Genomic DNA, 22,910 nt, shown 5'->3' with positions numbered 1-22,910 from the left:
CCGCCGGCCATCGTTGGATTTCACTTTTAGGTTTCAAGCCACGTTACACGGTACCGTCAGCGTGCTCAGGGTGATCGGCTGCTGGCGATAATACCCGCGCTTGATGTCGAGTTGAGCCACGTAGAGGGTCAGCTTGGGCAAGGTGTCCCCTCGAAGCTGATCCTGAGCTACGCCCAGTGCCGTCAAACGATTGCCAAAAGCTGCCCCCGTGTCCAGTCCGATCGAGACGACAGTTTCGTTTTTGGGATGCTTTCTCAGGAAGAGGAAGTGGCGTTCAGCGTCAATCGGAAAGTCTTTGGCAAAATGGTTGAGCAGGTGGGTCGGCGTGTGCCCGTGGATGATGAGGTGGCCTTTCCAGTGGTCCGGATTACCCCCGAAGAAATCTTCTCTGATCCAGACCGACGAATCCTCGATCCAGATGCGCTCTTTCGTGATAAGTTGGTTGAAATCGGCATAGTTGTTGGCGGCCAGTTGTTCCGCGAGCGACACGCGGAGCATCACACCGGCATGGGTAATCAAGACGTTCAGGTTGGCCTCTCCACTGAGCAGAGGCTCGACGTGAAACAACTTCAGGCCGCGTAAGAACCCGGTGTATTTTTCATCAATCTTGGCCTCGAATTCTTCAAAACTCTTGCAGCCAAACGAGGTTATCGTGCTTTGGGCGCCATTCTCCAGCCAGATTCGCTTGCCGAAGTGTTCCCGATGGCGTGCATCATAGAGTGTTTGCAGCAGCAAGTGCTCATGATTACCCATCAGTGGAATGGCGCGGTCTCCCAGCCCCATGACCAGGTCCAAGACCTCTTTGGAGGATGGCCCGTGATCAATGTAGTCACCGACGAACACAAATTTAGCGAGTCGTTCGTTATCCAAGTGGCTCACCAGCGCGGCTAAAGGGTCATACATGCCGTGAATGTCGCCGATGATCCAGGTGATCTTGTCTGTGTCTGACATGGTAGTTTGCCTCCGTTATCCTTCATCGTCATACCCACCCAGGTGGATTGTACATCGCCTGCTGCCGCGTGGCAAGACATAGCGCGACCCCTTCGCGCTTCGCGCCCTTCGCGCTTCGCGCCCTTCGCGCTGCTTCGCGACTTCGTGCTCCAAACGCTACGTGCCTTCGTGCTCCGCTATTGGTTAGACATGCCTGATTGTGGTAGAATCAGCGCCGCAGCCATCTGCATCTTGAACCAACCCTCGATTGCAGCGGGTACCAACCCCGCCCCGGCTTGACCGGGCAGACGTAGGAGAAAATAACATGAACACCTGGACTCCGGCGCGCATCAGCGCGCGCCTCGATCGTATCCTCTGGAAGGTGCAAAAGCCGCCCCGCTACACCGGCGGCGAGCACAACAGCGTGATCAAAGACTGGGACGCGATCCCTATGCGCCTGGCCCTGACCTTTCCCTGACACCTACGAACTGGGCATGTCCAACCTGGGCCTGATGCTGCTCTACGACATCGTCAACCGCCAGCCTGATATGCTGGCCGAACGAGCGTACGCGCCCTGGGTGGACATGGAAGCGCTCATGCGCCAGGAAGTCCATGCCGCTCTTCAGCCTGGAGACGCGCCACCCCCTGCGCGATTTCGACATGATCGGCTTTGGCCTGCCTTATGAGCAACTGTTCACCAATACGCTCAACTGCCTGGACCTGGCCGGCATCCCGCTGCGCACCGCCGATCGCAGCGCGGACGATCCGTTGATCCTGGCGGGCGGCAGCGCGGGCACCAACCCGGAGCCGATGTGGCCGTTCATAGACGCGTTTCTGATCGGCGAGGGCGAAGAGGTCATCCTGGAGATCATGCGCGCCCAGCAGACCTGGAAACGCGCACGCCAGGTCAACCCCGCCGCCGTCACGCGCACCGACCTGCTGCGCCGCGTGGCGCGCATCCCCGGCGTGTACATTCCTTCGTTTTACGAAGCCACCTATCACCCCGACGGCGCGCTGATCGCCACCACGCTGCGGCCAGAATTTGCCGATGTGGCGCCGCCGGTGGTGACCAAGCGCATCGTGGCGACGCTGCCGCCGCCCACCACCGATTTCATCGTGCCCTACCTGGATGTGGTGCATAACCGCGCCGCGATTGAAATTCAGCGCGGCTGCACGCGCGGCTGCCGTTTCTGCCACGCGGGCATGGCCTATCGCCCGGTGCGCGAGCGGCCAGTGCAGGAAGTGTTGGAGGCGGTGGACAAGATGATTGCGAGCTGTGGCTTCGAGGAAGTCTCGTTCCTCTCGCTTAGCTCCAGCGATTACACCCACATTAGTGAGCTGGTCAAAGCGGTGGTAGACAAGCACGGCGCGGACAAGCTGAGCATCGGCCTGCCCAGCCTGCGCATCGAATCGTTCTCCGTGGACTTGATGAACCTGCTGGAAAAAGGGCGCCGGCGCAGCGGCTTCACCTTTGCGCCCGAAGCCGCGACCGACCGCCTGCGCGATGTCATCAACAAGCCGATTGCCACCGACGAACTGCTCCAGACGGCTGAAGAGGTGTTCAGCCGCGGCTGGACCACGATCAAGATGTACTTCATGATCGGCCATCCGACGCAGACCGATGAAGATGTGAAGGCCATTGCCGACCTGGCCTGGGCGGTGATGCGCGTGGGCCGCCGCCTGATCGGCCGCAAGGCGAAGGTGCGCGTGGGCGTCAGCACGCTGGTGCCCAAGCCGCACACGCCCTTCCAGTGGGTGCCGTTAGAGGCCGAGGAGACGGTGCGCCGCCAGATCGCCTATTTGCAGGACAGCCTGCGCGGCGTTGGTTTTCATTTCAACTGGAACAATCCGCGCGAAACCCTCATGGAAGCCTACCTCAGCCGCGGCGACCGGCGCCTGGCCGATGTCATCGAGCGCGCCTGGCAGCTCGGCGCCAAGTTCGATGCCTGGGGCGATCAGTTCCGCGACGACGTCTGGATGCAGGCCTTTGCCGAGCAGGGGCTGGACCCGGATTGGTATGCGCGACGCGAACGCAGCACGGATGAAGTGCTGCCCTGGGATCACATCAGTCTGGGCCTGAACAAGGAATTCCTGATTCAGGAGTATCGCCACAGCCAGGTCGGCGCGGTGATTGACGACTGCAGGGATCACTGCTTTAGCTGCGGCATCCTGGGTCAGTTCAAGGAACAGCGCCGCGCGACGGACGAGGAAGCCTGGGGCTGCCCGGCGCTGGGCAAGCAGGCGCAGCACAATCAACCCGTGAGTGTCATGCCCATCCCGCTCTACATCAACCCCGATATGAGCCCGGACCTGGCCGCGACGTTCGGCCCGCGCGTGCCACAATTGGCCGGCGGCACCGTCGGTCAGCGGCTGACGGCCGCGGCCGATGGTTGCGCTGCGACGGGGGTGAGTGGGTCTCGATTCGGAGTAGTTTTATGTTCTTGAATTCGGAAGATTTACCACTTTACTTCCAACCATCAGCATAGCTATACTGATCCGGCATCGAAACATCCCATTGATTCCAAGGAGACATTCATGGAACCGTTCCTCGGTCAGATCACGTTGTTCGCCTTCGACTTTGCCCCGCTCTATTGGGCGCCTTGTGCAGGTCAACTGCTGCCCGTCAACCAGAACCCGGCCTTGTTCGCGCTTCTCGGCACCAATTTTGGGGGCGATGGCCGTACGACCTTCGCCCTGCCGGATTTGCGCGGCAAAAAACCCGTGTCATCCACCCAGTATTGCATCGCCCTGCAGGGAATTTTCCCGAGCAGGAATTGACGGAAAGTAGTTCTGTTAAGAACCGTTCAACCGAAAGGAGTTACCCATGTACCGACCATATATTGGTCAGATCGAATTGCTGCCCTTCACCTTTGCCCCGCAAAACTGGGCGCTGTGCGAGGGCCAGCTGCTGCAGATCAGCGAAAACGAAGCCCTCTACTCGTTGATCGGAACCACCTTTGGCGGCGACGGACAGACAACCTTCGCCCTACCGGACCTGCGCGGTAAAGAGCCTACCCCCGACTCGCACTACTGCATCGCCATTTACGGCATTTTCCCATCTCGCTCGTAGCGTGGCAGATCACCACCCAGAAACCTGCGACCCACCAGGAGTTGTCTATGAGCCACAGGCTCACCGTTGCGGATGAAAATGGCTCATGGGCACCAGCGCATGAGCAAAGGAGACTCACATGGAATCGTTTATCGGTCAGATCGAATTATTCCCTTATAACTTCGCGCCCGAGTACTGGGCGCCCTGCGCGGGCCAATTGCTGCCCATCAGTCAAAATACAGCCTTGTTCTCGCTGTTAGGCACTAATTTTGGCGGCGACGGCAAGACGACCTTCGCGCTGCCTGACTTGCGCAACAAAGCGCCCATCCCGAACACAGGCTACTACATCGCTCTCCAGGGTATCTTCCCGCCGCGACCATGATTTTGGCGTTTGGCAGCGCTCGTTTCCATAGGACAGGAATTCCAAGTTTGAGCGATTTTTCAACCACATAGAGCACAAAGAGCACAAAGAGCACAAAGACGCCGCCAATCCGCGACTCTTCTGCCGTTTCTTTGTGTTCTTTGCGTTCTATGCGTTCTATGCGTTCTATGCGTTCTATGCGTTCTATGCGTTCTATGCGTTCTATGTGGTCAAGTGTGTGTTACATTAGGAATTGCTATTCCATGGATGCGAGCGCAAATCAGGCTGGCGGCGCGGGAATGGCCGGCATCGCCCTGAGGAAGAAGATCAAATCCAAGTCGCCCGGCGATTGACCGTAGGCGGTCAACGCCACGGCTGCCTCGCCGCGAAATTGGGTGCCATGATTGACCACATGCGCCAGCAGGTGCCACAGCGGGTTTTGATGCGACACCCGCTTGGTCGTCTTGTATCGGACTGTGCCGTTGATGTCATCATCGGTCAGCCCGGCGAGGTAGGCGCGCATCGCTTGTTCTTCTTCATTCCAGAACTCGCGCAGGGAATCAAGCGTTGGGAAGCCGGTCTCCAGCAGCATGGCCGGCGGCGAGATGCCTTCCTGACAGCGCAGGCGCCAGACGACCTCCGCGCTGAGCACATGCACCAGCGCGCCACGCACGCTGCCGTGACTCAGCCCGGCCGGCGCGACGAACTGCGCCGGCGTCACCCTGGACGCCGCGTTCAGCACACGGCCGTTGGCCCAATAGTTGTAATCGAACAGAGTTGCAATTTCGGCCGTGTTCATGTCTTTCTCCTGACAGCGCGTTCTCCCTTGACATCGCCTCACCTGGCGGCTATTTTAGCACATTCACGGCTCGAACGATAACATGCGCCTCGCGCCTGCTCACTCACCCGGCGGCAATTCCGAACATAGCCGGATTCTTCGTAACTGATCAGCCTGCCTGGAATTCAGACAGGATTCACAGGGTTGACAGGATATTCGAACTCTCGTGGCGGTAGTTTTGCACACCACAGAGCAAGAATCCTGTTCATCCTGTTCATCCTGTCCAAATCAACTTGCAGGGTGAGCAGTTACGATTCTTCACTGCTGTTCACCCGATAGTACGCTTGACCGCGCCGCCCGACGGATGTACGATACTCGCCAGCGCACCCAACTTGACGACCTCACTGCTGCTGCTCGTGGCCTGCGCCTTGTAACAGGCAGACGCGACCCTCGTCAGCCAATTTGGAGGACACCATGTCGAGACATCACCTGAAACTTTTTCCCTTGCTATTCGTCACCCTGCTTTGGTTCGGCTGTGCGCCTGTCGAAGGCGTCAGCGCCTCGCCGCCGCAGCCCACCAACGTCACCGCCATGCACCGCAGCGGCCAAACCTTCATCACCTGGAGCGAGCGCGGCGACCTGACCGGCGAGCATTATCGCATCTATCGCCACTATCTGCCGATCAACGCCGCAAACCTGTCGCTGGCGCGTCCCCTGTTCGAGGTGGCCGAGGATTCCAGCCGCTTCTACGCCAACCGTTACAATGTGGGCGGCGGCGGTACCTGGCAGCCGCGCTACGTTGACCGCTTTGTCATCAGCGATCAGGCCGCGCCGCTGGCGGCCGGCGTGGGTCTCCTGGTCTGGCAACTGCACACCGCCGAATTGGGCGGCTTCACCTCTGGCGCGGGCTACTACGCCGTCACCACGGTGGATGGCCAGGGTCAGGAGAATCGCAGCGATTTTGCCAGCGCCAACAGCATTGGGCCGCTGCCCGAAACAGTCAACGACCCGTTGCCGGTCGCGATCAACGCGAACGTGGGCGCCGGCGGGCATGTCTTCATTCAGTACATGGATCTGCAGCAGTGGAACCCCACGTTTCATGCGCCCAATCCCACCAACGCCTACTACGGCCTGGATGCCAATGCGCCGGCCATCGCGGGCGCCCTTCAATATGCCTATGACTATGTCGTTTATGAGCCGATCGCCAGCCTGTGTGACGGCAGCGTGCCCGCACAGGCGCCCCTCCTCGTGTCATTGCACGGCTGGGGTGACAATGCCTACGACCCGCCCAGCAGTCATCCCGACCCCTACTGGTGCTCGTTCAACGTTTACCCGGTGGATGTCAGCCAAACCTGGTACTTTGGCTTCGACCAGGATCGAGACTACCGCCTGACCACCACACCGCTGGCCGGCGACACCATTGTCAACTACACCGAGCAGCGCATCCTGCGTATGCTCTACGACCTGCTGCGCCATCCAACCCTGGGGCCGAAGGTGGACCGCAACCGCCTCTACATCTACGGCACCTCGATGGGCGGCAGTGGCACGCTGGCGTTTGCGCTGCGCTACCCCAATGTTTTTGCCGCCGCCTACGCCAGTGAGCCGATGACCAACTACGCCACGGCGGGCGATGGCGGCGGTCTGGATTGGCGCCCTGATCTGACGCCCAAGTGGGGCGCGCCGGCGCTCAATCTGCCGGTGTTGATCCGCGGCCCGGGCGCCTGGGCCGACCATCTGCAGGGCTACAACGGCACGGGCGTCTGGGATTGGCAGAATCACCAGGCGCAGGTGCAGAATCGCCTGGCCGATGAGATGGCGCCCTTTGGGGTTGGCCACGGGCGCCTGGACGATACCATCGAATGGGCCACGCAGGGCCGCCCGGCCTATGTCCCGTTCAACGCCGGGCGCCGCGCCTGGGGCGGCGTCGTGGTGGATGCCGGGCACACCTGGTTGGGCTTCAACGGCCTGCCGCCCACCCTCGCGCCCGATTCCTCGTTGGTTCCCTTCTTTGCTCTGCAGGCGCTGCTCAACGAAAGCGTGCCCGGCTTGAGCAACGCCAGCGGCGATCTGGCGCTGCCTCCGCCCAACCCGCCCGGCCCCACCGGCGGCTACAATCAAACCCTCGATTGGTCCGCCAGTTGGAACCCCTGGGACGGCGCGCCGCTCGACACGGCCGGCCAGTGGCGCATCAGCCTGCGCACCACGGACAGCTCCAACCAAACCGTGGATATCACGCCCCGGCGCTTGCAGACCTTCACGATCATGCCGGGCGCCACCTATGCCTGGCAGAACCGCCGCGTCAACGACAACGGACTCGTCGCCAGTGGAACCGTGGTCGCCACCGGTCAGGGCCTCGTCACCGTCAGCGGTTTCGCCGTCAGCGCGGCCGGTAATCGCCTCCTTCTGGCGCCAACCGGTCCCACGCCGACGCCGACGCCCACCCCCACCGCGACGCCCACGCCCGGCCAGGGCCAGTGCGTCACTGATGCCAATGGCAATGGCGTGGTTGACATTCTCGACATCATGGCCGCGACGGTCAGTCCGTCCTGCCACAGCTTCATCGTGCTCGTTGCCAGCCGCTGGCAGCAGCCCTGGACGACCGCAACGTCCACCGCCTCGCCATTGCCTACGGCCACCGCGACGCGGACGCCCACGGCCACCGCGACGCGGACGCCCACGGTCACCGCGACGCGGACGCTCACGGCCACTCCGACAGCGGGATCAACCGCCACGCCCACCCCCACCGTCACACCGGGTGGCGGCGCGCCACGCGCCTGGCCGGATACCAGCAGCGGCGTGCATGTGTTCAACGACCAGTTGAGCCAGGGCATGACGCAGGCGCAGGTTCAGTTCATCGCCACGCACTACGCCGGCACGCAGAAGATGATCCGCTCCGAAGCCGATCGCCTGCGCGCGGTCAACCCCAATTTCCTCATCCTGCACTACCGGCTGGGTCACGGCCTGGGCTACCGCGCCGTTCAGAACGGCTGCCAGCCCACCGGCGGCTGGTTGCACATCATCGAAGGCAACGCCTGGGTGCAGGAATGGCCGGGCAACGGCGTGGTGCAGGAACCCTGGTTCTTTCACTGGCCGGAGACGGGCGGCCCACGCGTTCTCAACTGCGACTGGGGTTGGTACCTGGTGGAATTGAACAACAGCGCCTGGCGTTCCTACTGGCAAGCCGAGGTGCTGCGCCAACTGCAGGCCAATGCTGACGACGGCCTCTTCATGGATAGCCTGAGCGTGCCCAATTACCTGGGCGCCGACCACTATAGCCCGCCTTTACCCGTCGTGGATGAAACATTCGAAAGCGCCTGGGCCGGCCGCCTCGATGCCTGGCTGACCTGGCTGCAGACGCAGCCGTTGGGCGCCTACTACCTGGTGCCCAATGTCGGCAGTTGGATCACCAGCCGTGAGACCACCGGTTACGCCGCGGCCGATGGGCTGATGATCGAAGGCTTCGGCCTGGAGGCCGACGCCAGCCCCTATGCCTATGATGACTGGCAGCTCCAGATGAACCGTATCCTGGGCGCGGTCAACCGCGGGCAGGCGATTCTGGGTCAAACCTATGTGGGGGGTGTTCAGGAGCGGATGTTTGCCCTGGGTTCCTACTTGCTCATCAAGGGCAATCGCACTTTTATGAACGTTGACCTGGATTTGGAACCGGAGTGGTGGCCGGAGTATGATATTCCCATTGGCGCACCGACGCAGAGCGCCGGCGTCAGCATTGCCAACCTGTATGATGCAAACAACCAGGTCTACCGACGCAATTTCAACAACGGCTTTGTCCTGGTCAACCCCACCAACCCCTGGGATGGCAGCGGCATCACGGTGACGATCAACCTGGGCGGCAGCTTTCAGCGCGCCGTTGCCAGCGGGGGAGGAACGCTGCCCGCCAATGGGATTCCAACCGGCAGCCTCACCTATCAGGCTGTGACCAGCGTCACCCTGCCGCCGTACAGCGCGGCCGTGCTGCTCGATCCGTAACGGTTCGGCGTCCCGAACCTGGTCGGGACGCCCGGTCGCCCCTGGCCGTGAAGAGGATCATTCATGACCAACGTCGCTGTCTTATTCTTTCTCATTCTACTCAACGGCGTCTTGGCCCTGGCCGAAGCCGCGCTGATGTCCGCGCGCAAGGCGCGGCTGCAGAGCCTGGCCGATGATGGCGACAAAGCGGCCCAAATCGCGCTTGAGTTAGCCAACGAACCGATGGCCTTTCTCTCCACCGTGCAGATTGGCATCACCCTGGTGGGCATCCTGGCCGGCGCTTTTGGCGAGGCAACCCTGGCCGGCCAGTTGGTGACTCTTCTGGAACGGGCGCCGCTCCTAGCGCCCTACAGCCAGGCGCTGAGCCTGGTGATTGTGGTCATCATCGTGGCTTACATTTCGCTGGTGTTGGGCGAACTGGCGCCCAAGCGTCTGGCGCTCTACAATCCAGAGCGCCTGGCCAGCCTGGTGGCGCCACCGATGCGCGTGCTGTCGCGATGGGCCTCTCCGGCCGTGCGTTTCTTGAGTTTCTCTGCTTCCCTGGTCCTGCGCCTGTTTGGCATAACTGACATCAAGGATGCGCCTGTCACCGAGGATGAACTCAAAGTGCTGATCGCACAAGGCACCGCGGCCGGCGTTTTTGACGCGGCCGAGCAGAACATCATGCGCCGCACCCTGCGCCTGGGCGACCGCACCGCAGCCACGCTGATGACCCCGCGGCCGGACATCGTCTGGCTGGACCTCGACGACGACCCGGCAGAGGTCTGGCGCAAGATCACTACGACTACCTTCACGCGTTTTCCCGTGGCCCGCGGCGCGCTCGATGCCATCGCCGGCGTGGTGCGCGCCCGTGACCTGCTGACCAGCGCGGGCCGCGGTGACAGTCTGTCGCTCGAATCGGTGCTGCAGCCGCCGCTGCTGGTGCCTGAAAGCACCCCCGCGCTGCGTGTCCTGGAAATCCTCAAGCGGGCGCGCAGCCAGATGGCGCTGATTCTGGATGAGTACGGCGGCGTGTCCGGCCTGGTGACCCTCGAAGATATCCTGCAGGCCATCGTGGGCGACATTTCGGACGAGGCCCAACCAACCGAGGCGGTGCGCCGGCTGGATGGCTCCTGGCTCCTCGACGGCGCGCTGCCGGTGGACGAGATGCAGGAACTGCTCGACCTGGATGATCTGCCCGGCGCCGGCGATTACCTGACCGTGGCCGGTTTCATCATGCGCCAGCTCGGTCATATCCCCAGCGCCGGCGACCGCTTTACCTGGGAAAACTGCGAGTTCGAAGTGGTTGATATGGATGGCCGGCGCGTGGACAAGGTGCTTGTGAGCGAGCGTGGCGAGACGATCGGCGTTTCGTAGATTCCTGCAAGAATCGTAACTGCTCAGCCTGCCTGGAATTCAGACAGGATTCACAGGATTGACAGGATATTCGAACTCTCGTGGCGGTAGTTTTGCACGCCACAGAGCAAGAATCCTGTTCATCCTGGTCAAATCAACTTGCAGGGTGAGCAGTTACACTCTTGTGCCGATAGTTTTGCACACCACAGAGCAAGAATCCTGTACATCCTGTTCATCCTGTCCAAATCGGTCTGCAGGGTGAGCAGTTACCAAGAATCTGGACATTCCGGATCGAATGTCTCACACAGGAACATAGAGACATCGAGATGCAAATTGTCTTCTTTGTATCTTTGTGTCTTGTGTGAGAATTCCTTCAGGAGATTACTTGCTCAGCGTGACTGACGCGGTCATGTTCCAGCGCAGGCGGGAATCGCTCTTCTCTGGCGCAACGACCACCTTGTAAGTGATGTCGCCCTGTTTGCTGACGCCAAGCGCGCCGATCGTCAACACCTTACCCGTCATTTCCAGGTCAGGAATGGCATCGAAGGTTAGCTTGACCGTGTCGCCCGCGCTCACCTTGACCACCGCGATCTCGGTCAGGTCTTCGGTCTCGATCTGCCAGGCGCTCAGGTCGGCCAGTTGCACGGCCACCACGCCAGGCGCGACATTCTCGCCCACTTTGGCGCTCAACACCGCCACGGCGCCGGCAAACGGCGCCCGCAGTTCGGTGTCGGCCAGCGCGGCCTGGGCTTGGTCAAGCCCGGCGCGGGCGGCTTCCACATCGGCGGCCGCCGCAGCCACGACCTCTGGCCGCGTCCCCGCTTCGATCAAGTCAAGCTGCGCCTGCGCCCGCCGCACATCGGCCTGGGCTGCGGCAATGTCCTCGGCTCGCGCCGGCACCTTTACTTTGTCCAACGTTGCCTGCGCCCGCTGCATCTGGGCGCGCGCCTGGGCAATGTCCGCGGCGCTGGCGCCCTGCTTCAAATCTTCATAGCGCGCCGCGGCCGCGTTGTAATTATTAGTCGCCTGTTGAAGCTGCAACGCTTCCGGTCGTGCGCCGATGTTGGGATCGCCCTGCACCCGATCATAGGCTGCTTGCGCCTGACGCACGGCCGCTTCTGCATTGGCCAGTTCTGCTGCGGCTGCAATCAGTTGCTTTTGACTCGACCCTTCCAGAACCTTCTGCAGGGTGGCGCGCGCAGCCGTCAGTTCGGCCTGCGCGGCGGCCAGGTCTTCTGCGCGCGCCGGCGCCTGAATGCGCGCTAACTGCGCGCTCGCCGCGTCCAGCGCCGCGGCCACCGACGCAATTTCCGGTGCGCGGGGGCCGGCCTTCAATTCGGCCAAACGTGCCTCGGCCCGGCTCAAGCTGGCCTGGGCCTGCGCGACGTTGGCCTGCGCCCGCGCTCCGTTCAGCCGTAGCAGCGCCTGATTGGCTGACACCACGTCGCCCTCCTTTACCAACACCTCGGCCACAATCCCACTCGCGGCGAAACTCAGCCCGGCAGACTGCACCGGCACGACGCGGCCCTCGGCCACAATGGCGCTCGTCGTCTGTTGAGCGATGGGCGCGGCTTCCAGGGACGGCGTCTGTTGCCCGGCGCCGCGTCCCAGGATCACGACGCCGCTCCCAATGACGACCGCCGCCACAATAATCCCCATCAACCATTTATTTTTCATGAATGTTTCTCCCTACTGGCTATCTGAATTTTCAATTTCAGACACTTGGACGCCAACGCCCCGATATTCGTCACGGAGCCTCATGTGCACCGTAGGAAGCCGCAGCCAACCGGCCAGTGTCAACCCGTTTCGACTGACGAGGCGATGGGCAAGGTAAAGAGAAACGTGGAACCAACGCCCACTGTGCTGCGCACCCAGACACGGCCACCATGGGCCTCCACCAACTGTTTGACGATGGCCAGACCCAGTCCAAAGCCACCCGTGTCGCGCGCCCGTGAACGATCGGCTCGATAGAAACGCTCGAAAACATTGGGTAGGTCCTGATAAGCAATTCCCGCGCCGGTATCACGCACATCAATCTCTATCTCCGGGCCACTGACGCGCGCGCTGACGGTGACCTCTCCCTGCGCGGTGGTGTGGGTGATGGCGTTGTCCAGCAGGTTATGCAGCACCTGCCCAATCCGTTCGCGATCGGCGTAGACGGGCGGCAAGGTCTCCGGCAGGTCCGCCGCGATCTTGATCTGCTTGGCGACGGCGGCCGGTTGCACGGAAGTGACCGCGCGCAGAATGAGATCGTCTGGCGCTACGGCCTGGCACACCAACTTAAGTTGGCCGGCCTCCACCAGGGCCAGTTCCTGCAAATCCTCCACCAGGCGATTGAGGAGCATGGCCTCTTCATGGATGGAGTCGAGCACGATCGGGCTTGGATCGGCCACGCCATCCTGCAGGGCTTCGATGTAACCCCGAATGTTGGTCAGCGGCGTGCGCAGCTCATGTGCGACATCGGTCACCAGGTGGCGCCGCAGTTGCTCGGTGCGCGCCAGTCCGTCGGCCATCGCGTTGAAGGCATGCGCCAGCGCGCCCAGTTCGTCCGTACTCTCCACCTTCACGCGTTGGCGCAAATCGCCGGCCTCCAGGCGACGTACCGCTTTAGTCAGCGCGCTGACAGGCCCCAGGATGCGGCGCGTAAAGGCCAGGGTGAGAAGGACGGCCATGACGCCGGCGGCCACGATGGCTGTGAGCAGGGTGCGATTGACCGAGCGGATGAAGACATCCTCACCGACACGCGTACCGGCGGCGACGGCCACATCGAAACAGCGTATGCTCATCGTGCCGCCCATGTTGACATAGCTCTCGAACTGGTTGGTAATGGCCCAACCGCCGACCAGCGCGGCGATGCCGATCGTCACCACCACGACCACAGCCAGCATCAGGAGCAGACGAAAGCGCAGACTGTTGAACATCGAAACGAGCGGGGCATTGCCTGGCGGCAGAGTGTGCGGCGGCAAGCGCAAGCGCAGACTATTGGACATCGTTACCTCCCGCGAAGGCGAACTTATAGCCAATTCCGTACACGGTCTGCACGTAGATGGGCTGTTCCAGATTTGCTTCGATCTTGCGGCGCAAGTTCATGACGTGTACATCTACGGTGCGTTCCAGGCCATCGTAATCGTAGCCAAAGGCCTGCTCCAGCAGCTCCAGGCGACTGAAGGCGCGCCCTGGCTCCATGATGAGTATCTCCAGCACCTTGAACTCTTTGGGTGTCAGGCGAATAAGCTCTCCCCGCAGGCGCACCTCATGGCGCACGAAGTTGACCAGCAGGTCGCCGAAGCGCACTTCATCTACCTCACGTGCTTCGTTTTCGCTCAAGCGGCGCAGAACCGCACGCACCCGCGCCAACAATTCACGCGGACTGAACGGCTTGGTGACATAATCATCGGCGCCCAGGTCAAGCCCGACCAGCTTGTCGTGTTCGGTGGATTTGGCGGTGAGCATAATGATGGGGACTTTCGATTCGCTGCGCAAGATGCGGCACACGTCCAGGCCATCCACGGTGGGCAGCATCAGGTCGAGGATGACGAGATTGGGCCGTTTGTGCCGTGCGGCGAGCAGTGCCTGCTGCCCGTCGTTGGCCGTCAGCACACGGTAGCCGTCTTTTTCCAGGTACATTCGAATCAGGTCAACGGTTTTCTTGTCGTCGTCTACAATCAGAATTCGACGGTTCATGGTGCGGCGCTCCTGTTGAGGGTAATATCTACTCTGCGTTCATTATATCATAACACCTATCAAGATTGGATGTGAAAATCATGAAGATTACACGAAGATGGCGCGGTGCGCCTGGCGGTTATGACGACCCTTGACGGACGGCATAACCCGTGTTATGATTTCAGTAGCACAAGGATGAACGATCTCCCAAGCCGTGCTGACAGTCCGTAGTAATCAGAAGCAGTAAGATTCACCTGGCGGAGCCAACTTCGCCCTGACTAACCTCAAAGGAGAGGCTTTCTATGACCCACAGTGGCAAGATGCGGGCCGTGATCAAACCCGAACGTTCCCCTGGTTTGGAGATGGCCCTGGTTGACATTCCCCGGATCGGTCCCCATGACGCCCTCATCCAAGTCAAGGCCACATCTATCTGTGGCACCGATCTGCACATCTTCAAGTGGGACCCCTGGGCGCGGGCGCATATCAACCCGCCCATCGTGGTTGGCCACGAATTTTGCGGCGAAGTAGTGGAGGTGGGCAGTGAAGTGACCCAGGTGAAGGTGGGCGATTTTGTCTCGGCCGAAAGCCATATCACCTGTCAGACCTGCGCGCAGTGTCGCACTGGCAACGGACATATCTGCAAAAACACCCGGATCATTGGCGTCGGTCGCGATGGCTGCTGGGCTGAATACATCGCCATGCCGGAGTTCAACCTGTGGCTGAACCCACCAGACATGCCGGTGGAAATTGCCAGCTTGCAGGAGAACTTTGGCAACGCTGTCCACACCGCGTTTGCCACCGATGTGACGGCGCGCAAGGTGCTCGTCTCCGGCTGCGGGCCGGTGGGCCTGATGACGATCGCGGTGTGCAAAGCGGCCGGCGCCCGCCAGATTTTCGCCACCGACATCTCCCCCTATCGCCTGCGCCTGGCACTGCGCATGGGCGCGCACGAGGCTTACAATGTCAGCGAAACCGACCCGGTAGCTGCGATCATGGCCCTGACCGACGGCGAAGGCGTGGACGTGTTGCTGGAAATGTCAGGGGCCGCGTCCGCACTGGATCAGGGCTTCCATGCGCTGCGTGATGGCGGCGAGGCGGCCCTGTTGGGGCTGGCGCCGGCGGCCATCGGCTTCGACCTCAATAACCACATCATCTTCAAGGGGGCCACCGTCTACGGCATTGTGGGCCGCCGGCTCTGGCAAACCTGGTACCAGATGCGTGGCTTGTTGCGGTCCGGCGCGGTGGATCTGGCGCCCATTATCACCCATCGTTTTGCCCTGGATGATTTCCAGGATGCACTAAGCGTCATGCAGAGCGGGCAGAGCGGCAAGGTGATCATGTTCCCGGACGGCCTGATGACGACCTGATAATGAATAAGGAGGAATAGACCATGGCCGAGCAATTGGCTTGGATTGCCGAAGAGGTTGCGAGTCTCGAACGGCAGGGGTTGTTGATCAATTTGCGCACCATTGGCTCCGCTGTGGGGCCGTGGATGGTGGTGGATGGTCAGCGCGTGCTCAATATGTGTACCAATGACTACCTGGGGCTGGCCAATCATGCGGCGCTGCGCCAGGCGGCGCAGGCCGCCATAGCCGAGTGGGGTGTCGGCCCGGCCGCGGTGCGCTCGATTGCCGGCACCACGGCGCTGCATGTGCAGTTAGAAAAACGCCTGGCCCAGTTCAAAGGCGTGGAAGATGCGCTCTACGTGCAGTCTGGCTTCTGCGCCAATCAAGCGGTCATCGCGCCGCTGGTGGGCAAGGAGGATGTCATTTTCTCCGATCGCCTCAATCACGCCTCTATCATTGATGGCTGCCGTTTGTCGGGCGCCAAGATCGTGCCCTATGCCCATGGCGACGCGGCAGATGCCGAACGTGTCATCCAGGAAAACTTGCCCAACTTTCGCCGCGGCCTGTTGATCAGCGATGGCGTCTTTTCCATGGATGGCGACATTGCCCCGCTCGCTGATCTCTACGCCGTGGCCGCGCGCCAGGGCGTGATGACGATGGTGGACGACGCGCACGGCGAAGGGGTTTTGGGGCGCGGCGGGCGCGGCATCGTGGATCATTTCGGCCTGCATGGCAGACTCGATGTCGAAGTGGGAACTTTGTCCAAGGCTTTTGGCGTCGTAGGCGGCGTGATTGCCGGCAAGAAGACCGTCATTGACTTTGTGCGCCAGAAGGCGCGACCGTTCCTCTTTTCCAGTGCGGTCACGCCGGCCGACACCGCGGCCTGCCTGGCTGCTGTGGACCTGCTTGAGCAATCCACCGAGCTGGTGGACCGTCTGTGGAGCAATGCGCGCTTCTTCAAGGCCGAGATGCAACGCCTGGGCTTCGATACCGGCCGCAGCCAGACCCCCATCACGCCCGTCATGCTGGGCGAGGCGCCGTTAGCACAGCAGTTCAGTCGCACGCTCTTCGCACATGGCCTGTTTGCCATGGCCATCGGCTTTCCCACCGTGGCGCGTGGCCAGGCGCGCATCCGCGTCATGATCAGCGCCAGCCACAGCCAGGCCGACCTGGTGCAGGCGCTGGATATTTTCGGCACGGTTGGCAAGCAGCTCGGCGTCATCTGATCCGCCGCCGAAGTGACTTGACGCTGTCCCCAAGGCGTGGTAATCTCCGGTGCAGGCTCGGACAGTGGTTTGCACAGCCATTCTCAGGGAGAATGGCAAGAGCGGAACTGTCCACCGTGGACGAATCGGGAGAAGGCACCCATTGAAGGGAGAATGAGGAAACATGATGCATCCACAACGACTTCGCTTGACACTATTGGTGGCGCTGAGCTTGCTGCTCATGGCTGCCGCGCTGCTCGGTTGCACGCGTGACCGGCCCGTGGCCAATCAGGAAGCAACCTGGACGCAGACGCCGTCCGTGGGCGGTCTGCAGCCCGCACCCAACACCAGTCCCCTTGGCGGAACGACCGGCGGTCAGGCCGCGGTACCTGCCACGCAGCCTGCGCCTGATGGCGGTGTGGCCGTGGTTACACCGCCACCCTCGGTCATCGCCACCCTCCCCGCCCCGGCCGACACCTGGTCGTATGTGATCAAGGACGGCGACACCCTGACCGACATTGCTACACGATTTGGCACCGAAGTCAACACCCTGATGGCCCTCAACAATCTCAAGGATGCGGGTGACATTCGCGCCGGTCAGGTGATCAAGATTCCGGGCAAGCAGCCGGCCGATGTGAGCACGCAGCCGTATGGCACGCACACCGTGCAGCGGGGCGAAACGCTCGGTTCGATTGCGGCCCGCTATAACACGACCGTGGCCGAGTTGCAGCGCATCAACAGTATTTCCAACCCGAACCTCATTCATCCCGGCCAGGTCATCAAGGTTCCCGGCAGCTCCGGCGGCAGTAGCAGCAGTGGTGGCAGCAGTGGCGGCGAGCGCATCTACATAGTGCGCCGTGGCGACACCCTTTCACAGATCGCCGCCCGTTATGGTGTGAGCACCGCCGCCATTGCCCAAGCCAATGGGATCAGTGACGCCAGCAAGATCTACGAAGGTCAGCGCCTGGTCATTCCGTAGGGATGGCGAAGGCGCGCACGACAGAATCGAGGGAATATATGATTCGCGATACTGAACTGCAAGAATTGGTTGAGATGATGGGAAAGAAGGGGCCGGTCCTGAGCCTCTACCTCAATGTGGACCCGCACCGTCGCACCGTCGAGAAGTATAAGTTGGCGCTGCGGCGTTTGCTTGCCTCTGTGGACGATCAGGCAAGCAGCGCTGACCTGCAGCGTGTGCTGCGCTACTTTGACTTTGAGTACAACTGGCACGGCCGCGGGGTCGCCTGCTTCAGTTGTCAGGCCGATGGTTTCTGGCGGGCCTACCCACTCTTTGTGCCAATCGAGGACAGTGTATTCGTCAACCCTCGTCCGTACATCAAACCCCTGAGCAATCTTGTGGACAACTATGCCCGTCACGGTGTGGCCGTTGTGGACCATGAGGGTGTGCGTCTCTTCCTGTTTTACATGGGAACCCTGGAAGATGTCAGCGGTATGTTGGGCGAGGACGTCAAGCATCATCGGGCCGGTGGTCGCTCCGCCGCGCGTTTCCAGCGCGCCGCCGAAGAAACGGTCGAGCGCAATGTCAAGGATGCCGTCGAGGAGGCCATCCATTTCTTCGAGAGTAGCTGCAAACGCATCATGGTGGCCGGGACCGACGATAATGTGTCGCTGTTCCGCAGCCAACTGCCCCGGTCGTGGCAAGAGCGCGTGGTGGGCACGTTCAATGTGGACGCGAACGCCAGCGCGGCCGAAATCGGCGAGTTGGCTCTGAATGTGGCTCGCCAGGTGGCCGTGGAGCGCGAGCGTGCCCTGGTCGAACAGGTTGTGACCACCGCCAGCAAGGGCGGCCCGGCCGTCATGGGGCTGGCGGACACGGTGACTGCGCTGCAGGATGGCCGGGTGATGCAGTTGGTGATGACGGAGGGCTACGAGGCGCCGGCCTATCGGTGTCAGAATTGCAGTTACATCTCGATAGTCACAGCCGCCACGTGCGACTTCTGTGGCGGCCCCATGCTGCCGGTGCCTGATGTCATCAACACCCTGGTGCGTCGCACCCTGGAGGCTGGCAATAGTGTGGTGGTTGTCAGCGGCGACGATTCTCCCGATCTCTCTCTCCTCGGAAACATCGGCGCGCTGTTGCGCTATTGACCGCCCTAACTGATGACGGCCGCCCCAGGTCAGCCATGACCTGGGCACGGCCCGACTGATTGCCCGCTCGGCAGAGGCACAAAGAATGCGAGCTGATTTCGGCCCTGTGTTCTTTGTGTCTCTGCTGTCAACAACCCTGTGTTAGCGTTCCGTTAGAGATGGAGACGATGGGAACACGCGCTACACAGCGTTTTTCATCGCGGCGCGATAACGCTGACAAATTAAGAAACAGAGGCTTGTGGTTTTAGACATATGATGCGATTCGATCGTTTTACCGACCGCGCGCAGGATGCGGCGATGCGTGCGTATGAAATTCTGCAGCGCTATCAACACACCCAGGTAGACACCGAGCACCTCTTCCTGGCCCTGGTCGAGCAGGCCAACGGCATGGTGCCGCAGATTTTGGATCGCCTGGCGGTGCCGCCCAGCGTGGTTGCGGCCAAGCTGGACGAAGTGCTGCAAACAGCGCCCCGGCTGACGAACGCGCCCTATGGCGGGGGAGTCTCACAGGTGTTCATCACCCCGCGACTCAAGCGGGTGACCGATACAGCCAATGAAGAGGCCAGCCGGATGAAGGACGAGTTTGTTTCAACGGAACACCTCTTCCTGGCCATCTCGGCCGAGCGCAATACGCCGACGGCTCGCATCCTGAAAGAACATGGTATCACCAGGGACAGGATCAGCCAGGCGGTTGAGCAACTGCGCGGGGGACAACGGATCACCAGCCAGGCCACCGATAGCCGTTATCGCACGTTGGAGAAATTCAGCCGCGACCTGACCAAGCTGGCTACTGAGGGTAAGCTCGATCCTGTGATCGGGCGCGATGCCGAAATTCTGCGCGTGATTCAGGTGCTCAGCCGCCGCACCAAGAACAACCCCGTGCTCATCGGTGAGGCCGGCGTGGGTAAAACCGCCATTGTCGAAGGCCTGGCACAGAAGATCGCCACCGATGAGGTGCCAGAAATTCTCATGGGCAAGCGCGTGCTTTCGCTTGACCTGGGCGCCATGGTGGCCGGGACTCGTTTTCGCGGCGAGTTCGAGGAGCGCCTGAAGGCGACGATCGAAGAAGTGCAGCGCGCCGAAGGTGAAATCATCCTGTTCATTGACGAAATCCACACCGTGGTGGGTGCGGGCGCCGCGTCGGGTGCGATGGATGCCAGCAACATGATGAAGCCGGCCCTGGCTCGCGGTGAATTGCGCTGCGTCGGCGCCACGACGCCAGACGAGTACCGCCAGTACATCGAGAAGGATAGCGCCCTGGAACGGCGTTTCTCCCCCATTTGGGTCGAAGAACCGAGCGTCGAGGATACGATCAGCATCCTGCACGGCCTGCGTGATCGCTACGAGGCGCACCACAAAGTAACCATTGACGACAAAGCCCTGGTTGCAGCCGCGCGGCTGTCGCATCGTTACGTGGCCGACCGCAAACTGCCGGACAAGGCCATTGACCTGATGGATGAGGCGGCAGCCAAACTGCGGGTGGCACTGTACACCATGCCGGACGGCCTCAAAGAGAGGAAGGGCAGCCTGCAAAAGCTGACCGCCGATGAAGAGGCCGCCTGGGCAGCCCGCGATTACGAGCGCGCGGCCACGTATAAAGCCGAGCGTCTGAAGTTGGAGCAGGAGTTTACCGTTGAGCGCGCCACCTGGCGGTCTGAGACGGGCCTGGATGAGGTGGTCAGCGATGAGGACATTGCACAGGTGATTGCCAGTTGGACTGGCATTCCGTTGACGCAAATGCTGGAAACCGAGGCTCAAAAACTGTTGCGCATGGAAGAGGTGCTGCACGAGCGCATCATCGGTCAGGACGAAGCGATCAACGCGGTGGCTGATGCGATTCGGCGTGCGCGCAGCGGTCTCAAAGACCCGCGCCGGCCGATTGGTTCTTTCATCTTCCTGGGTACCAGCGGTGTGGGCAAGACGGAACTGGCCAAGGCGTTGGCGGCCTTCATGTTCGATGACGAAGATGCTCTGCTGCGCATTGACATGAGCGAGTATCGCGAGGCGCATACGGTCAGCCGCTTGCTTGGCGCGCCGCCCGGTTATGTGGGGTACGACGAAGGCGGGCAGTTGACAGAGGCAGTGCGCCGGCGTCCTTACCGGGTTATTCTCTTCGATGAAATCGAGAAGGCGCACCCGGAGGTTTGGAACGCGCTGCTGCAGATCCTGGAGGATGGGCGCTTGACCGACGGCCAGGGCCGCACGGTGGACTTCCGCAACACGGTCATCATCATGACCTCCAACATCGGTACGGCGTATGCCAAGAAGGGCGGCGCTTTAGGCTTCATCCGGTCGGGCGGCGAAGCCGGCGATGCCAACGAAACGCGCGAACTGCACAACCAGATCGAGCGCGGCCTGAAGCAGACCTTCCGCCCCGAATTTCTGAATCGTATTGATGAAGTGATCATCTTCGAGCCGTTGAAGCTGGAGCACGTGATCCGCATTGTGGACATCCAGGTCAAGGATATCGCCTCCCGCCTCGTGGAACAGGGCCTGACCATTGATCTCAGCCTGGCCGCGCGGCGCTGGTTGGCCGAGAAGGGCTTCGACGCGCAGTTTGGGGCGCGGCCGCTGCGCCGGGCTTTGCAACGCTATGTGGAAAGCCCCTTGAGCAAGAGCCTGTTGAAAGGCGAATTCAAGACCGGTGATGTGGTCTACGTAGATGTGGATACGACGGGCGGCGATGATCTGATTTTCAGCAAGCAGCCTGAGCAGCCGATCGCGGTGGATCTTTCACAGTTCATACCGGCTGCCAGCGTCTGATGCCGTGCAATAAACCTGTAACAATGGCTCCAAAACAGGCGATTTGTTATGGGTTTGTTATGCAATCCTGATTGACTTTTTGTGCGAGTGCGTATATGCTAACAATGTAAGCTCTTTCGGGAGTTTGCGGCCAGGGCAGAGGAGCGGGGGACTTCTGCCCTGGTTCTTTTTTGTCCGGACACTCTCTCCCTGCTGCGCGTCGCGATGAATCGCTAACGCTCGGTCAGGGCCACGGCAATCTGTGCCGCGACGCGCGCATTGTTCTCCAGTAACGCCAGGTTGGTGCGCAGACTGGCCTCTCCGGTTAACTCGCTGACACGCGCCAGGAGGAACGGGGTGATCGCCTTGCCGCGGATACCGCGTTGATCCGCCTCACTCAGCGCCTGCTGAATAAACGGTTCGACCGCCAGCGCTGGTAGTTCGGCGGCCGCCGGCACCGGCACGCACACCAACAGCCCGCTCGTCATCCCCAATTGCCGCTTTGCCCTTACAATGGCAGCCACCTCAGCCGGTGAATCCACGCGCGCATCTACCGTCAGACCGCTTTCCCGGCTGTAGAAAGCCGGGAATTGGTCTGTGCCATAGCCAAGCACCGTGACGCCGTGCGTCTCCAGCCATTCCAGGGTGGCCGGCAGGTCGAGAATGGCCTTCGCGCCGGCGCAGACCACGGTGACCGGGGTTTGCGCCAGTTCCGGTAGATCAGCCGACACATCGAACACGGTGCCCCGGTGGACGCCGCCAATGCCGCCCGTGGCGAACACTTCGATGCCGAAGCGGTGCGCGATGAACATCGTGCTGGCCACGGTCGTGGCGCCATCCAGCTTCTGCGCGACAACGATAGGCAAATCTCGCCGGCTGACCTTGCGCACCGTCGTCGCGGTTGCCAGGTAATGCAGCTCCGAATCGGTCAGTCCGGCGCGCAATTCGCCGTGTAAGATAGCAATAGTGGCCGGTTCGGCGCCGTGCTCGCGGACATGCGCTTCCAGACGGCGCGCCAATCTCAGATTGTGCGGATAGGGCAGACCGTGTGCAATCACAGTGGATTCTAACGCAACCCGCGGCAAAGCACCTTCTGCGGATTGAACCTGAGGTCGAACACTCAAGATAATGCTCCTTTTACTGGCGTCATGCGACGACAAGTGTAACACAACTTCGGGCACAGAGCAAGGCGTTTCGGTGCATGGGGACCGCCGCTGTGCGCTCATCGGCTGCGGTTTTTTGTTTTGACATTTCGCGTCATCGCCTTTACAATGATTCTGTTAGCGGCAAAGAGGCCTTCTTCCGAATGTGCCCCTGTGGGCATTCGTTACTCGCCGCGTTTGTGTCCTTCAGTGGTCTGTTGCGTTTCCAGGGCCTCTTTGGCGTACCGCCAGGTTACGCAGGG

Annotated in this window: 16 protein-coding genes and 1 pseudogene; 11 read left to right on the top strand and 6 right to left on the bottom strand. The window is 61.3% G+C overall.

Going from position 1 to position 22,910, the window contains the following annotated elements:
* Positions 1-33 precede the first annotated feature (33 nt).
* Entirely contained in the window at positions 34-951 is a 918-nt protein-coding gene (locus tag IPM84_02320; GenBank protein ID MBK9091609.1) for a metallophosphoesterase, read from the bottom strand.
* A gap of 304 nt (positions 952-1,255) precedes the next feature.
* On the opposite strand from IPM84_02320, the pseudogene IPM84_02315 reads away from it, so the two are divergent.
* The 4 genes and pseudogenes from IPM84_02315 to IPM84_02300 all read left to right on the top strand — a co-directional run bounded on the left by IPM84_02315 (position 1,256) and on the right by IPM84_02300 (position 4,361).
* Positions 1,256-3,375, top strand: a pseudogene (locus IPM84_02315) (TIGR03960 family B12-binding radical SAM protein).
* A 90-nt stretch (positions 3,376-3,465) separates the two neighbouring features.
* On the top strand, positions 3,466-3,708 hold the full coding sequence (locus IPM84_02310; protein MBK9091608.1) for a tail fiber protein: 243 nt from the start codon (positions 3,466-3,468) through the stop codon (positions 3,706-3,708).
* Between the two features lie 46 nt (positions 3,709-3,754).
* On the top strand, positions 3,755-4,000 hold the full coding sequence (locus IPM84_02305) for a tail fiber protein (protein MBK9091607.1): 246 nt from the start codon (positions 3,755-3,757) through the stop codon (positions 3,998-4,000).
* 118 nt (positions 4,001-4,118) lie between these two features.
* The gene (locus IPM84_02300; protein ID MBK9091606.1) at positions 4,119-4,361 is read left to right on the top strand and encodes a tail fiber protein; all 243 of its coding nucleotides are present in this window, start codon (positions 4,119-4,121) and stop codon (positions 4,359-4,361) included.
* Positions 4,362-4,620: 259 nt separating this feature from the next.
* On the opposite strand, the gene IPM84_02295 is transcribed toward IPM84_02300, so the two are convergent.
* Positions 4,621-5,139, bottom strand: a complete 519-nt coding sequence (locus IPM84_02295) for a DinB family protein (GenBank protein MBK9091605.1) — start codon at positions 5,137-5,139, stop codon at positions 4,621-4,623.
* A gap of 453 nt (positions 5,140-5,592) precedes the next feature.
* On the opposite strand from IPM84_02295, the gene IPM84_02290 reads away from it, so the two are divergent.
* Positions 5,593-9,105, top strand: coding sequence for a hypothetical protein (locus IPM84_02290; protein ID MBK9091604.1), 3,513 nt, complete (start codon positions 5,593-5,595; stop codon positions 9,103-9,105).
* Positions 9,106-9,168: 63 nt separating this feature from the next.
* Positions 9,169-10,461 (top strand): HlyC/CorC family transporter, encoded by a 1,293-nt coding sequence (locus IPM84_02285; protein MBK9091603.1) that lies wholly within the window; start codon positions 9,169-9,171, stop codon positions 10,459-10,461.
* 360 nt (positions 10,462-10,821) lie between these two features.
* On the opposite strand, the gene IPM84_02280 is transcribed toward IPM84_02285, so the two are convergent.
* The 3 genes from IPM84_02280 to IPM84_02270 form a co-directional block, all read right to left on the bottom strand.
* Positions 10,822-12,117 carry an HlyD family efflux transporter periplasmic adaptor subunit gene (locus IPM84_02280; protein MBK9091602.1) on the bottom strand — a complete coding sequence of 432 codons (1,296 nt, stop codon included), beginning with the start codon at positions 12,115-12,117 and terminating at the stop codon, positions 10,822-10,824.
* 119 nt (positions 12,118-12,236) lie between these two features.
* Positions 12,237-13,430, bottom strand: coding sequence for a HAMP domain-containing protein (locus tag IPM84_02275; protein ID MBK9091601.1), 1,194 nt, complete (start codon positions 13,428-13,430; stop codon positions 12,237-12,239).
* The gene (locus IPM84_02270; protein MBK9091600.1) at positions 13,420-14,124 is read right to left on the bottom strand and encodes a response regulator transcription factor; all 705 of its coding nucleotides are present in this window, start codon (positions 14,122-14,124) and stop codon (positions 13,420-13,422) included. The genes IPM84_02275 and IPM84_02270 overlap by 11 nt, the downstream gene beginning before the upstream one ends.
* Positions 14,125-14,423: 299 nt before the next feature.
* Here IPM84_02270 and tdh point away from each other — a divergent pair, with 299 nt between their 5' ends.
* The 5 genes from tdh (at position 14,424) to IPM84_02245 (ending at position 21,526) form a co-directional block, all read left to right on the top strand.
* Positions 14,424-15,470, top strand: a complete 1,047-nt coding sequence (tdh, locus tag IPM84_02265) for an L-threonine 3-dehydrogenase (GenBank protein ID MBK9091599.1) — start codon at positions 14,424-14,426, stop codon at positions 15,468-15,470.
* 23 nt (positions 15,471-15,493) lie between these two features.
* Positions 15,494-16,675: a glycine C-acetyltransferase gene (locus IPM84_02260; GenBank protein MBK9091598.1), complete on the top strand. Its 1,182-nt coding sequence runs from the start codon at positions 15,494-15,496 to the stop codon at positions 16,673-16,675.
* Positions 16,676-16,838: 163 nt separating this feature from the next.
* A complete protein-coding gene (locus IPM84_02255) occupies positions 16,839-17,633 on the top strand; it encodes a LysM peptidoglycan-binding domain-containing protein (protein MBK9091597.1) in 795 nt (264 codons plus the stop codon).
* A gap of 38 nt (positions 17,634-17,671) precedes the next feature.
* Positions 17,672-18,763 (top strand): hypothetical protein, encoded by a 1,092-nt coding sequence (locus IPM84_02250; protein ID MBK9091596.1) that lies wholly within the window; start codon positions 17,672-17,674, stop codon positions 18,761-18,763.
* Between the two features lie 255 nt (positions 18,764-19,018).
* Positions 19,019-21,526, top strand: a complete 2,508-nt coding sequence (locus IPM84_02245) for an AAA family ATPase (GenBank protein ID MBK9091595.1) — start codon at positions 19,019-19,021, stop codon at positions 21,524-21,526.
* A 212-nt stretch (positions 21,527-21,738) separates the two neighbouring features.
* On the opposite strand, the gene IPM84_02240 is transcribed toward IPM84_02245, so the two are convergent.
* Positions 21,739-22,731: a pseudouridine-5'-phosphate glycosidase gene (locus tag IPM84_02240; protein MBK9091594.1), complete on the bottom strand. Its 993-nt coding sequence runs from the start codon at positions 22,729-22,731 to the stop codon at positions 21,739-21,741.
* Positions 22,732-22,910 lie beyond the last annotated feature (179 nt).

The organism is Candidatus Amarolinea dominans (assembly GCA_016719785.1).
GTDB classification, from domain to species: Bacteria; Chloroflexota; Anaerolineae; order SSC4; family Amarolineaceae; genus Amarolinea; species Amarolinea dominans.
The sequence above is the reverse complement of the archived record's forward strand: the minus strand, read 5'-3'. Positions and strand labels throughout refer to the sequence as shown.